Origin of the sequence: Actinobacillus porcinus (assembly GCF_901764995.1) — a bacterium.
In the GTDB taxonomy this organism is placed as follows: domain Bacteria; phylum Pseudomonadota; class Gammaproteobacteria; order Enterobacterales; family Pasteurellaceae; genus Exercitatus; species Exercitatus porcinus.
In genome coordinates this window covers 82463-95421 of the sequence record NZ_CABFKI010000003.1, presented here as the reverse complement: position 1 = coordinate 95421, position 12959 = coordinate 82463, and the positions used below count along the sequence as shown (strand labels likewise).

Genomic DNA, 12959 nt, shown 5'->3' with positions numbered 1-12959 from the left:
AATTTTTATTCACTTTAACTCACAAAAAGGAAAAAACATGGAAGCTCAACAAGGCAGCCCAATGTCAATGTTAATTATTTTTGCGATCTTCGGTTTAATCTTCTATTTTATGATTTACCGTCCACAAGCAAAACGTAACAAAGAACACAAAGCGTTAATGGAATCATTAGCAAAAGGTACGGAAGTGTTAACTGCTGGCGGCTTAATCGGCAAAATCAGCAAAATCACTGAAGGTAGCAGCGAAGTGGTTATCCAATTAAACGCTAACAGCGAAGTAACTATTAACCGTAACTATATCGCTGCTGTATTGCCAAAAGGCTCTGTAAAAACTCTTTAATCCAAAAGGCATTTAACTTATGTTAAACCGTTTCCCTTTATGGAAGAATCTAATGGTGATCCTTGTGGTCGCCATTGGTGCTTTATATGCACTTCCAAATATTTACGGCGAAGATCCTGCCGTACAAATCTCAGGCACACGTGGTCAAGAAGCGAACACGCAAACCTTAAGCGATGTTCAAGGCTTATTGACAGCAAATCAAATTGAACCAAAATCTATCGTATTAGAAAACGGCTCTATTTTAGCGCGTTTCAATAATACATCGGATCAGCTTCTCGCCAAGGATAAAATTGCAGAACGCCTTGGTAATCAATATTCAACGGCACTAAATCTCGCCCCGGCAACGCCTGCATGGTTAAGTTCCATTGGCGGTACCCCAATGAAATGGGGGCTTGACTTACGCGGTGGTGTTCGTTTCTTGATGGAAGTGGACATGAACACGGCATTAAGCAAAGGTCAAGAGCAATTACAAGATAACGTCAAAGCAAGCTTGCGTAAGGAAAAAATCCGCTATGCATCGATTAAAGGCGGCAATGATTTCTCTACTCTCGTTACATTAGAAAACCCAGAGCAGCGTTATCAAGCGCAACAATTATTACGCCGTCAGAATCCAAATATGGAAATTACTGAAACCGCAGATAATGCTTTCTCTATGCGCTTATCTGACGCGGGTTTACTTGAAGCGCGTAATAATGCTATTGAGCAAAACTTAATTATTTTACGTAAACGTGTGGAAGAATTAGGTGTCGCTGAAGCCGTTATCCAACGCCAAGGGGCTGAACGTATCGTTGTTGAGCTACCGGGTATCCAAGATACCGCACGCGCGAAAGAAATTCTTGGCGCGACTGCAACCCTTGAATTCCGCTTGGTAAACGTGAATACCACTTATGAAGCAATGCGCCGCAATATGGTGCCGACGGATACGGAAGTTAAATACGATAAAGCAGGGAATCCTGTTGCTTTATTCCGCAAAGCTATTTTAGGTGGAGAACACATTGTTAATGCATCCGCAGGTATTGAGCAGAATACCGGTTCGCCTCAAGTTAGCGTAGTATTGGATTCACAAGGTGGTGATCTCATGTCTCAAGCGACAAAAATCAACATCCAAAAACCAATGGCAGTGCTTTACGTTGAATACAAAGACAATGGTAAAAAAGACGAAAATGGCAAAGTCGTGTTAGAAAAACATGAAGAAGTCATTAGTGTCGCCACAATCCGCGGTCGTTTTGGCAGTAATTTCCAAATCACCGGCGTAGGCAGCACGGCAGAAGCGCAAAATCTTTCAATGTTACTTCGTTCAGGTGCTTTAATTGCTCCGATTCAAATTGTTGAAGAGCGTACCGTAGGTCCATCACTTGGTGCACAAAACGTTGAACAAGGCTTAAAAGCCGGGCTTTGGGGCTTAGCGATTGTGATTTTATTCTGCGTGGTATATTACAAACTATTCGGTATCGTAGCAAGTTTAGCTCTCGCTGCGAATATGATCTTAGTTGTTGGGTTAATGTCGTTATTACCGGGCGTCACACTCACCATGCCGGGGATCGCAGGGATTATCTTATCTGTGGGGATGTCTGTAGATGCCAACGTACTAATCTTTGAACGTATCAAAGAAGAAATTCGTAACGGTCGTCCAATTCAGCAAGCCATTAATGAAGGTTATGCCGGTGCATGGACATCAATTTTTGATGCCAACTTAACCACCATTTTAACCTCTATCGTGCTTTATGCGGTAGGTACCGGCCCGGTTAAAGGCTTTGCTGTTACCCTTGCATTAGGGGTTGCCATTTCAATGTTTACGGCAATCACAGGTACACGTATGCTCGTGAACTGGATTTACGGCGGCAGACGTGTTGAAAAATTATCTATTTAGGGCGGAGAAAATACAGTGAATTCACTTAAACAAAAACATGAATATCAAGGCGTTGGCTTACCTTTTAGCCTTGTTCACTTTATGAAATTCCGCAAATTCGGTTATTTATTTTCGATTTTGCTCACAGCGACATGCTTTTTCTTTATCTTCACCAAAGGCTTTAACTGGGGGTTAGATTTTACAGGTGGTGTGGTCATTGATACCCACTTCTCTCAATCAGCTAACCTCGACAAAGTGCGTTCAACCTTAGGCGAAAATGGTATTGAAAATGCATTAGTGCAAACCACAGGCTCAACGAGTGATGTGATGATTCGTTTACCGGTTGCCGCAGCCGATGCGCAAGTGGGAAATAAAATCAAAGACATGATGACCGCACTTGATCCCAATATTCAAATTCGTTCCGTAGAATTTGTAGGGCCTAATGTCGGGGACGAATTAGCCGAAAGTGCAATTTACGGCACATTAGCAACGCTTGCTCTATTACTTGCCTACGTTGGTTTACGCTTTGAATGGCGTTTAGGAACAGGCGGTATTATGGCACTCGCCCATGACGTTATTGTCACACTCGGTATCTTCTCATTTTTACAAATTGAGATGGATTTAACTTTCGTGGCAGCAATTTTGTCTGTGGTCGGTTACTCATTAAATGATAGTATCGTGGTATTTGACCGTGTACGTGAAAACTTCCGCAAAGTACGCCGTTTAAGTAGCGAAGAAATTATTGATATCTCGTTAACACAAACCTTATCGAGAACAATGATGACATCAGTAACGACCTTATTCGTGGTTATCGCATTGCTTGTCTTCGGTGGTTCAACGATCTATAGTTTCTCTCTTGCACTATTAATTGGTATTGCATTTGGTACTTATTCATCTATCTTCGTGGCAATTGCTATCGCTTACGATTTAGGCTTAAAACGCGAACATATGCAAATCAAAATTGCAGAAGATAAAGATTTTGAGGAAGGATTTTAATTATTCCTTATCATAACAAAAGCGACTGGTCAAACAGTCGCTTTTTTGTGGTTTAAGAAATAAAACAACTAACCATATTTTCTCTTAATTCAACACACCACCTCAACCTCATCAAAATTCAGCCTATCATCCAGCTTATCCAATGTGGTTAATTTAATGGAATGACGGAAACCTTTACCTTGAGCATCTAATTGAGGAACACCTGAAATAGGTTGTTCCAGCCGTAAAGGCTTATTTAACTCGAAAAGATAGTATTCTTCATCACTTGGATTTTGGCTCCCCGCTTGCTCGAATGTAATTTGTGAGCGTTTGAGTTTTTCTATGCGTTTAACGGGATAAATTCGCTCAATGTTACCTTCAAATGCCAAAGCTAAAAATTGAATTTCGCTAGCAAGATAATCAGCAATTTTCAGCCTAAATGTGGAAACAGGGGTATGATACCATTTAAGTTTACCTTGTTTGAAATCGCTAATATATTGCTCAGAACGATTTTCGCCCAATGCCATCATCAACACTAAATTAGAATATACACGTTGTTGCGTACCGTGATCCGCAATACGTGCCTCATGTTGCAATAATAGTTGAGATTGCAGCGATTCCGTACCGAGTAATTTTTCTTGTAAAAATGTTTTCAGCCAATGATCGCCATCTGGTGTAGGCAATAAGGCAAAGGCCCCAATTCCTACTTGTTCAATGGCTTGTTGATAAGGATTTTTCTCTTTTTGCTGGTTAAAAAATCCTGGATACAACGCAAAAGCACCAAAGACAGGACGAGACTTCGGGTTAAGTTCGTTTTCATTTAATAAAATCAAGGCATCACGATAACGGTGCATTTGGTTTATCGCATCATCTGGCACATAATCCACATGCTCAATATCATCGTTTTCCCCTTGTTCTTGCTCCGTTTTGATTCGATATTTCGCATCAAATAACCAAATATAATGTTGCTGATTAGGGAATGTCATTTCCAAAAAAATATCAGGCTTTTGTGGGGTAACAAAAGAGCGAAGGGTTCGATTTTGTTTAGTAAATTTAGGCTCGTGTGCTAAGCGGATTCGAATATCATCTTTCTCAAAGTGAAATGCACCACGAATACCATCTCGCATAGATAAACTAAAATCCCCGCTTTCAACTAAATTCGCCTTATTTTTAAATTTTTCCTTAAAGCCTAAGGCAAGTAAACAGCGCCTTAAAGCTAAAAAACACCAAACCTCATAAATTTCAGCAACGGATTTTTGTGAAATCTCAGTCTGATTTTCAAACAAGTTTAAATAATGTTTCAACTCTTGCCAAATTTGGAATACTCGACTGTACCCTGAGCGTTGTTGTAAAACCAAACTTTCTTTCATCAATCCTTGAAACTCGCCCACTTGTTGCATGAAAGGCTGATGTTGCATCTGTTTTAATGGTTTCTGCCAGCTATGTAAACGCTCAAAAAAAGCGGCAGACAAGCGGTCATTTTTCGCATTTTCTTGACGTAAAGTGCGGTCAAATTTACTTAAAATTTGTGATGAACGTGTCACCGCCATTTTGACAAAACGGTTCTCTGGCGTATCTGCCGATAAACGTTTTTCCGTTATTGCATAGCGTTTATGGTACAAGCCATTTTTGAGGTCGTTACGAATTTTCATCGCAGAGCGTTCAGGCACCTTGCCTTTCATTCTTTCCGCTTTTTGATATTTTTCAACCGCTTGCAAACGATGATGTGGGCTATTAGCAATCACATTTAGAACATGAGCAAATTCTTCTTGTAAACGTTGAAATTGTGCTAACCAAAAAAGGGGAAAGTGCTCACGGCTTTGATTATCGCTCACATTTTGATTGGTTTTTTCCGCAAGATTAAACCGCCAAAGTGGATATTCCGTATCAATATCTTGATACATTGCAGGCAAATCCTGATGTAAATCCATTTTGCTCGGTAAGACTTCAAAAGCAAAGTTAAAGCGATGTGTAACTCCATTAAATTCGTAACTTAAAGGTAATGTAAACCAACCAATATCATTGGCCGTTTCAATACTTCCTGTAAAAAGTTGTTTGTTGGCATTAAAGCGAAAGGTATTATTGACAGCGTTTAGCTTATGATTAAGCTGAACATTTTTAACATCTTGATGAAATTCCCATTCAATATCATAACGGCTATTTTCAAAGAAAATAGGATGCTCAAGCGGTTGTTTTTCTCCATTAATTTGCACATAGCAGGCAGGAATTTCTTCGCCACGCTTTTGTAAAGTTTGCGCGTAGCGGAGTTGGCGAGAAGAAATATGATGGGAATAAATAGAGAGTTTAAAGACGATATTATCCGCGCGATCAATGGCTGAATAAGTATAAATTGCGTTATCCATTTTGTTGTTCTCGGATAATTTCTTCCACTAAATAACCATCACTCAAGCAATGCATATCCGCTACGCCTTCACTCATTAGCTCATAGGTTTTTGAAAACATAAAACGGTCTAACGATTCAGCCAATGAAATATGCAACTGCTCTGCCAATAGTGCAATAATGCGTGCATATTTACGTTGTAACAAGACAGGACTTGCCATCATAGCTTTTCGCTCCCTTTGAAAATGAGGTGTTGATCTAAAATTTCTTGTTTGAGAAAACAAATTTGTTGATTATTCTCTTCATAGATCAACCGACCAAGCGCCTCTTGTTTCGAGATTAAATTTTCCAGTAACAATTCAATAGTATTAAAAACACGATCATTGGCTACTCCACCAAGCACAATATCAAAATGCTCAACGGCTTGCCCTGTTCGATTTGCCAAAATAAAGTCTAGCCATTGCTCGCTATAAACATCGAATTCTTTAATATGAAACTGTGAAAGTAAGGTTTCATCAAATTCATAACAGTTTAATACCGCACTTTTTCCCAATCGTTTAAAGCGCATTGCCCAGTTAACAGCTTGTTGCTTTATTGGCGTTGTGTAAAATCCTCGTCCAAAATCTAATTTCTCTCGAGAAAAAGCAATATCTGGGTGGGGAATTTCTAATGTTGAGCCATGATATAAAATCATATTAAATTCCTTTCACGCATTAAGCCAATAATATCCGACACTAAATAATCTTTGCCAAGTGTGTGTAACATTTCATAATTTGCAATAATGTAATCTTGCAACAGGCCACTTTCGGCCAATTTTTGATATACCAATTTTGCAGGGATGTTGAGTTCTTTGGCGACAAAATCAATACAAAATAGGGCGAATTCGAGCTCACATTGATGATGAATTTCAAATTCAGCATTTACATTTTTCATATTTACCTACCAAAAACTGACCATTCCACGGTTTGTTAATTGCGCTTTCATATTAGCTAATTTAGGTTTTGTGCGACATTTTATTTTCAATGGTTTGCCTTGAACATCCGTCTGCCAAAAATCAACACGTACAGCATCGTTATCGTGCCAAATCGCACTTAAGTGTTTTGCAAGTACCATTTCTATATCATCAAGGACAGAGCGACCATCTTGCGTTACCGAATAAAGTTTATTTTCATCGCCTTCAATACGTGGCAACACTTTTAACATCACAAAATCATCCCAAACTGCTTGAAGTTCTTCATCCGTTTGAGGCTGAAAAGATTTGACGCTTAATAACAACTCATTCAGCGCGCGATATCCCAATTTGAATGGGGTATTTTCAAACTGCTTATTAAGTGCGGTTAGAAATTCGATAGATTTGCTCGCAAACGCTAATTCATCAAAATCATTTTGTGTGATTTGAGAGTAAATCGGGTAACTTAATTGTTTTTGTTGTGTTTTCGGTTCAAAAAACGCATCAAAATCATTTGGATAAAACTCACTAAAATCAAAACTTAAAGCGCGATCTAAGACCTTGCGAGAAAAGGCGTGAGTAGTTTCATCCATATTTACCGTTCCCGCCACAATTAAGTTAAAAGGAATACCAATACCGTTGGTTTGGAAGAAATCCCAAAGTTCATCATCAACATCTAATTGCTCTTGAAAATTCGCAATATCTTCCCAAGCGGTCGGGCTTAATAAAGCCTCTGTTTGATAGCTAAATTCATCTTCGTTATGCCATACCCATTTACGGCTCTCAATCACGGCAAGGTAATCCGCAAAATATTGCTCTACCGGTGCGAGATTCATTTCATCTAAACAAAGCCAATAAGGTGGTACTTGTTCTAAAAGTGCTTTTGAGCCTGCTACTTCATTATTGCGGAGTAAACCTGCGTTTTCGACCGCTTTCCAGGCTTTCACAATAAACTTCAGTACATCGGTCATCACATATTGCGCCTGACCACTTAAACGAGAAACATACCCCAATAGATCCGATGGCTCATGCCAATCTGGACGAACCGCTACTAATTGATAACGTTCCTTACGTTCGTCTTCCGGTACTTGCTCTCGAACAAAACGTGATTTCCCTGTTCCTGATATACCGGCGAGAAGAAGGAATGGTTTGGGGAGAGAAAGGGTATTTGGCTGAATAGAATGTCTCATTGGTTTTTCATCTGTTTGTACTACTTTTGATTGTTTAGCAACTTTTTCATACAGCGCGAGCATTGCTAATAAATCTCGAGTGAGTTCATCATCTGAAGGAATATGGTTGCTATCGTAAAATCTTGCAGCTAAGTTAGTTTTTTCGTAATTCTTACTACGAGCGGTTGAGGCTAATAAATTAATGGTATGGGTGTCCCAATTTTTTAACTCAGGAATTTTAAGTGAGAGCGCGGACTTAAAAGCGTCAAGCGCAGTAATTTGTTCGCTAGATAGTTTGTCGGCGCCTTGTTGTAAAGAGAGATAAACACCCGAACCATCGGATTTAAAGAGATACGTTGGATAAATATCAGATTGAACAGATTTTGTAATACTTGGTTGAGTCACTTCAATCCAAAGTACATCCGCCCAACCACCATTACCGGGATGCCCTTTTACTGAATACGACGTTATCTGATGATTTTTCAGAATACTTGCAATTTCTTTTGGGAGTTCATTACGAAGGAAACTAGCCAATTCATGATCTTTGAATGGTTGTAGTTTAGCTAAGCTAAGTTCAGCTAATACTTTATTTAGATAATTGGCTAAATGACGCATTATAGTACTCTCTTTCGACAAAGGTGATAATCGTTGGCTGTCTTTATAGAAAATCGCAAAAGATTGTGTAAAAACAACCGCTTGTTGTTAGGAATTCAGCGCGATTTTAAACGATTAAAAATCCAAAACTTGAAAGATTCTAACAAAAAGCATCACTATTTTGAATGAAAATCTAGTCCACTATACTCCGGATAAAAAACTGCATGAACACAATGCCTAACTTAATCAAATGCTTGCATCACATTTACATGTAAACGCACATCAACATTACCACGTGTTGCGTTGGAGCATGGGCAAGCTTCGTGGGCTTTTTCAATCAGTTTTTTGGCGTCTTCTACGCTTAAACCTGCCACGGTAATGGTAATGTCTAAATCAAGGCGGAATGTTCCATCTGCTTTAAGATGTCCGTTGAAGCGGTCAAAACGTGACTCTTGTGCGGCGCTGAAATATCTTGTGGTTCGACAGGCTCACCAACCGCCATTTCAGCTTTGTGCAAGGGCTACATTATATAGGTTCTACAACTCTGCTATAGCCTTAAAGCGGTTGTACCAAAAAACCTAACCAAATCGGCAAACTTGTAGCCATAAAGAAAAGTAAAATCAAGTTGAAATAATCTAATTTTATTTTACGCAGAATATGAAAGCCGATAATTGCCATCATCATAATATGTAAAAGGAAATAGACTAAAATCGGTAATTCTGCCGGCATATCGGGAACAACAGGTATTGTTTCAGGGAAAAATGCCAATATGCTCAACACATAAAACGCATTAAGGGCAAGCAAGATCGCCATTGCAAAGGGTAATAAAGCAATAAACCCTTGTAAGCGATTGCGAGAAATCAACAACAACATATTCGCTAACATGACGCCGAGTAATAATTGGGAAATAGGATTGTAGCAAAGCCAGCGTAGAGCCATTTCTTGCTGTTGGCTTACCATGTAAAGATAAAGGACAGAACCCAATAAAGATAATCCGGTTGCTAAGGATAAATAATGACGCCAAGCCATTAAAGCGACTACAACAAGCCCCAGCAAAGAAAGCAACACTGATGATAGAGAACCTTGCAACAGCGCAATAATCAACCAAACGATCCAAAATAAACCGAGATAATGATTGGCTTTAATCAAACGGCTTCGTTGACCATTACAAATTTCGCCTTTGGTAAACACGATTAATAATAAAATTTCCGCAGCAAAAATCGCCAAACTATATTGTGATAAAAGTGCACTGCCGTTAAGTGTGGCACCAAAATAATCCAACCCCAATAATATGATTAAGGGCAAAAATGCCTGAAGTGCGGTTAATTTTGGATTCGTTTCGTCATGGGACATAATCTTTCCTATCTTTCTATTTGAAAACGCAAATTATATCACTATATTACATAGACTTGTGGTCTATTTTTGTTTAGACTGTTCACAAAAATTTTACATCCTTTTTATATGTGATAACGGAGAAAAAAATGGCTCAGGATCAAGATCCTTGGGCGGCACCTGGTAAAAACAGCCAGCCGTCTAATAATAAACCTGCCGATGAACCCAAAAACCAAGGTTCTCATCAACAAGGCGAGCAAGCCCCACCTGATTTAGAAGAAGCTTTTTCTAATTTATTGAAAAAGTTAGGTGGCAATAAATCTGGCTCAAATAACAATAACAACGGAAAGAATCAGGCGCCTGTCCAATTTGGTAAATTCTTACCACTTGCCGCCTTGCTTGGTGCGGTGATTTGGGCTGTCAGTGGTTTTTATACGGTCAAAGAAGCGGAACGTGGCGTGGTGACTCGCTTTGGACAACTACACGCTATTGTTCAACCTGGTTTAAACTGGAAACCGACATTTATTGATAAAGTCATTCCTGTCAACGTAGAACAAGTGCGTGATCTGAAAACGCAAGGGGCGATGTTGACGCAAGATGAAAATATGGTGCGTGTAGAATTAACGGTTCAATACCGCGTTTCTGATCCGGCTAAATATCTTTTTAGCGTCATTAATGCCGATGACAGCCTTGCGCAGGCAACAGATAGCGCATTGCGTTATGTAATTGGTCATATGACAATGGATAATATTTTAACCAAAGAACGGGCTGTCGTCCGTGATAATACATGGAAAGCCTTAAATGAAATTATTAAGTCCTACGATATGGGCTTAAATATTATTGATGTCAACTTCCAATCTGCGCGTCCGCCTGAAGAAGTTAAAGATGCCTTTGATGATGCGATTAAAGCGCAAGAAGATGAACAACGTTATATTCGTGAAGCGGAAGCCTATGCCCGCGAGCGCGAGCCTATTGCGCGAGGTAATGCACAACGTATTATCGAAGAAGCCACGGCTTATAAGGATCAAATTGTGTTAGAAGCACAAGGGGAAGTAGAACGTTTCCAACGCTTATTGCCTGAATTTAAAGCCAACCCAACGGTACTAAAAGAACGTTTATATATTGAAACCATGGAAAGTGTCATGGCAAAAACACCTAAAGTGATGATGGACAATGGAAGCAGTATGACGGTATTGCCGCTTGATCAGCTTTTGCGCAATAAAGCGCAACAACCCGCTACTCAAACAGCACCGGCAACACAACCACAAAGTGCGGTAAATTCTCAGCCTGTTTTAACGCAGCCAATGAAACCTGCACAGCCTTCAGCCGTAGAACGTCAAGGGAGATTTAACTAATGCGTAAATTCTTAACGCCCATTATCATTATTCTTGCGTTAATCATTTATTCCAGTATTGTTGTCGTGCAAGAAGGAACACGAGGAATTATGATGCGCTTCGGAAAAGTACAGCGCGATAGCGATAACACCGTAAAAGTCTATCATCCTGGCTTACATTTCAAGCTACCAATCGTAGATAGCTTGACATTGCTGGATGCAAGAATTCAAACCCTTGACGGCAAAGCAGATCGTTTTGTTACCGTTGAGAAAAAAGACTTGCTCGTAGATTCTTACGTAAAATGGAAAATCAGTGATTTCGGTCGCTTTTATACCTCAACAGGTGGCGGTGATAAAAATCTTGCGGAAAATTTATTACAACGCAAAGTCGGCGACCGTTTGCGTTCAGAAATTGGTACGCGTACTATCAAAGACATTGTCTCCGGCACCCGTGGCGAATTAATGGAAGGGGCGAAAAAATCCCTAAATTCCGGTGAAGACAGCACGGCTGAATTAGGTATTGAAGTGGTTGATGTTCGTATCAAACAGATCAATTTACCGGATGAAGTGTCCTCCTCGATTTATCAACGCATGCGCGCAGAACGTGATGCGGTTGCACGTGAACATCGTTCACAAGGTAAAGAAAAAGCGGCATTTATTCAAGCGGATGTAGATCGTAAAGTTACCTTGATTACCGCGAATGCCAACAAAACTGCGCAACAATTACGCGGTGAAGGCGATGCAGCAGCGGCTAAACTCTACAGTGAGGCATTTGGGCAAGAACCTGAATTTTATAGTTTTGTGCGTAGCTTAAAAGCCTACCAAACAAGCTTCGCAGGTTCAGACAACATGATGTTGCTCAAACCGGATAGCGACTTCTTCCGCTTTATGCAAGCACCGAAGAAATAAGTTTAAGTCGGGTTAAAATAGGAAATCTGCACCCCAAAGTTGGGCTAAATAACCAACGAATTAAGGTGTAGATTTTTTATGGTTAAATACAACTAATCTTTTAAATTTATCTTCGGCACGATAAAGCCTACGTTATAACTCTCCTTTTCATTTCGCAGTGCTATAATTCCATCGGCCGAATTTAAGAACACCGATACTACGCAAATATTACCGGAAAGAATCCCATTTTCACCGAAAATAGAGAACTGTTTAGTGGGGATGTGGTTCAGAGCATATCACGCTCTTATTGAAGACACCGAGGAGGGGGAGATTTATATTATTGCTGTACTATATCGTGGTATATATACCTAACGCCATAAAAGGCATAAAGACGACGAAATTAAAAAAAGAGTATGTAAAACGATATATAGATGAGTGAGAAGGCTGCAAAGAAATCTGCGTTACTTCTGACATTAAGATTGAGAAAATAGGTTATGTAAAAATATATATTGATATAGATAAAGTTAAAATTGTTAAACATACAGATGGGAAACGTAGAGCATGGTCTAATGCGTATAAGAAACATACTTTTGTTACTAAAAAGGAATTTGACGAGTATATGCGGCGCATCAATTGATAATATGTATTGTTGGGGGGGGGGGTTAACCCCCATCAATATTAAATATTTTAATAATTTTTCTTTTTAATATATTGCTAAGTACATCATTTAAACATGGACATCTTTGATCCCCCATTTTTAATAATGTTTGCGTACCTATAAGTTCCTCTATTTGAGTTTGAGTTAATGGTTCTTTTATAGTTATAAAATTACCGCAATTCATGTTTTGATAATCGTATTTAATGTTAACCTCATTGAATATATCTAACAATATTTTGTATACATTAGTATACGGATACTCAATAATTAATTGGTGCTCTTTTTCGTTATTATCAAACATTATTAACATTAATGTCCGGTTTTTTTCTTTTAATGTATGCATGTATACCTACCTTTAATTTTTATTTTAGTTAATTAATTACGTTAATTAATAAGTAGAGAACCATTCTTTACTCATTTAGATAATATAAATTTAAGAATTTGATGCGTTTATTAAATAACCAATAAAGCATTTTATGTTTAGGTCTTAATTAACCTAAATAATAGTAACATTGTACAATATTATTAATAAAA

At 38.9% G+C, this 12959-nt stretch carries 12 protein-coding genes and 1 pseudogene; 5 read left to right on the top strand and 8 right to left on the bottom strand.

The annotated features are described in order from the left end of the window. Positions 1–37: 37 nt before the first annotated feature. From yajC to secF, 3 genes are all read left to right on the top strand, one after another. On the top strand, positions 38–337 hold the full coding sequence (gene yajC / locus E7T07_RS03235) for a preprotein translocase subunit YajC (protein ID WP_115638336.1): 300 nt from the start codon (positions 38–40) through the stop codon (positions 335–337). A 19-nt stretch (positions 338–356) separates the two neighbouring features. Continuing rightward, on the top strand, positions 357–2207 hold the full coding sequence (gene secD / locus E7T07_RS03230) for a protein translocase subunit SecD (RefSeq protein WP_135709484.1): 1851 nt from the start codon (positions 357–359) through the stop codon (positions 2205–2207). 81 nt (positions 2208–2288) lie between these two features. Further along, on the top strand, positions 2289–3182 hold the full coding sequence (gene secF / locus E7T07_RS03225) for a protein translocase subunit SecF (RefSeq protein WP_135709577.1): 894 nt from the start codon (positions 2289–2291) through the stop codon (positions 3180–3182). Positions 3183–3271: 89 nt separating this feature from the next. Here secF and E7T07_RS03220 read toward each other — a convergent pair whose 3' ends face one another. The 7 genes and pseudogenes from E7T07_RS03220 to E7T07_RS03190 form a co-directional block, all read right to left on the bottom strand. After that, positions 3272–5524, bottom strand: a complete 2253-nt coding sequence (locus tag E7T07_RS03220) for a DUF2357 domain-containing protein (protein WP_135709483.1) — start codon at positions 5522–5524, stop codon at positions 3272–3274. After that, complete coding sequence (locus tag E7T07_RS03215; protein WP_135709482.1) at positions 5517–5726, bottom strand: DUF3791 domain-containing protein; 210 nt, start codon at positions 5724–5726, stop codon at positions 5517–5519. Before E7T07_RS03215 ends, E7T07_RS03220 begins: the two co-directional genes overlap by 8 nt. Beyond that, positions 5723–6196 carry a DUF3990 domain-containing protein gene (locus E7T07_RS03210; protein ID WP_135709481.1) on the bottom strand — a complete coding sequence of 158 codons (474 nt, stop codon included), beginning with the start codon at positions 6194–6196 and terminating at the stop codon, positions 5723–5725. The genes E7T07_RS03215 and E7T07_RS03210 overlap by 4 nt, the downstream gene beginning before the upstream one ends. Next, a complete protein-coding gene (locus E7T07_RS03205; protein ID WP_180338710.1) occupies positions 6193–6435 on the bottom strand; it encodes a DUF3791 domain-containing protein in 243 nt (80 codons plus the stop codon). The genes E7T07_RS03210 and E7T07_RS03205 overlap by 4 nt, the downstream gene beginning before the upstream one ends. Before the next feature lie 6 nt (positions 6436–6441). Further along, a complete protein-coding gene (locus E7T07_RS03200; RefSeq protein ID WP_135709480.1) occupies positions 6442–8235 on the bottom strand; it encodes an MrcB family domain-containing protein in 1794 nt (597 codons plus the stop codon). Positions 8236–8456: 221 nt separating this feature from the next. Beyond that, positions 8457–8633: pseudogene (locus E7T07_RS03195) on the bottom strand (OsmC family protein); the annotation flags it as partial. Positions 8634–8769: 136 nt separating this feature from the next. Beyond that, positions 8770–9567, bottom strand: coding sequence for an HI_1241 family integral membrane domain (locus tag E7T07_RS03190; RefSeq protein WP_135709479.1), 798 nt, complete (start codon positions 9565–9567; stop codon positions 8770–8772). Positions 9568–9695: 128 nt separating this feature from the next. On the opposite strand from E7T07_RS03190, the gene hflK reads away from it, so the two are divergent. After that, positions 9696–10901, top strand: a complete 1206-nt coding sequence (gene hflK, locus E7T07_RS03185; RefSeq protein WP_135709478.1) for an FtsH protease activity modulator HflK — start codon at positions 9696–9698, stop codon at positions 10899–10901. Beyond that, positions 10901–11788, top strand: coding sequence for a protease modulator HflC (hflC, locus tag E7T07_RS03180; protein ID WP_135709477.1), 888 nt, complete (start codon positions 10901–10903; stop codon positions 11786–11788). Before hflK ends, hflC begins: the two co-directional genes overlap by 1 nt. A 641-nt stretch (positions 11789–12429) precedes the next feature. On the opposite strand, the gene E7T07_RS03175 is transcribed toward hflC, so the two are convergent. Then, positions 12430–12768, bottom strand: coding sequence for a hypothetical protein (locus tag E7T07_RS03175; protein ID WP_135709476.1), 339 nt, complete (start codon positions 12766–12768; stop codon positions 12430–12432). Between the last annotated feature and the right edge of the window lie 191 nt (positions 12769–12959).

What these genes read in the sequence shown, in the direction of transcription:
- secF (WP_135709577.1), top strand. Translation starts at nt 2,289, where the DNA reads ATGAAATTCCGCAAATTCGGTTATTTATTTTCGATTTTGCTCACAGCG.
- E7T07_RS03220 (WP_135709483.1), bottom strand. Translation starts at nt 5,524, where the DNA reads ATGGATAACGCAATTTATACTTATTCAGCCATTGATCGCGCGGATAAT.
- E7T07_RS03190 (WP_135709479.1), bottom strand. Translation starts at nt 9,567, where the DNA reads ATGTCCCATGACGAAACGAATCCAAAATTAACCGCACTTCAGGCATTT.
- secD (WP_135709484.1), top strand. Translation starts at nt 357, where the DNA reads ATGTTAAACCGTTTCCCTTTATGGAAGAATCTAATGGTGATCCTTGTG.
- yajC (WP_115638336.1), top strand. Translation starts at nt 38, where the DNA reads ATGGAAGCTCAACAAGGCAGCCCAATGTCAATGTTAATTATTTTTGCG.
- hflC (WP_135709477.1), top strand. Translation starts at nt 10,901, where the DNA reads ATGCGTAAATTCTTAACGCCCATTATCATTATTCTTGCGTTAATCATT.
- E7T07_RS03210 (WP_135709481.1), bottom strand. Translation starts at nt 6,196, where the DNA reads ATGATTTTATATCATGGCTCAACATTAGAAATTCCCCACCCAGATATT.
- E7T07_RS03200 (WP_135709480.1), bottom strand. Translation starts at nt 8,235, where the DNA reads ATGCGTCATTTAGCCAATTATCTAAATAAAGTATTAGCTGAACTTAGC.
- E7T07_RS03205 (WP_180338710.1), bottom strand. Translation starts at nt 6,435, where the DNA reads ATGAAAAATGTAAATGCTGAATTTGAAATTCATCATCAATGTGAGCTC.
- E7T07_RS03175 (WP_135709476.1), bottom strand. Translation starts at nt 12,768, where the DNA reads ATGCATACATTAAAAGAAAAAAACCGGACATTAATGTTAATAATGTTT.
- E7T07_RS03215 (WP_135709482.1), bottom strand. Translation starts at nt 5,726, where the DNA reads ATGATGGCAAGTCCTGTCTTGTTACAACGTAAATATGCACGCATTATT.
- hflK (WP_135709478.1), top strand. Translation starts at nt 9,696, where the DNA reads ATGGCTCAGGATCAAGATCCTTGGGCGGCACCTGGTAAAAACAGCCAG.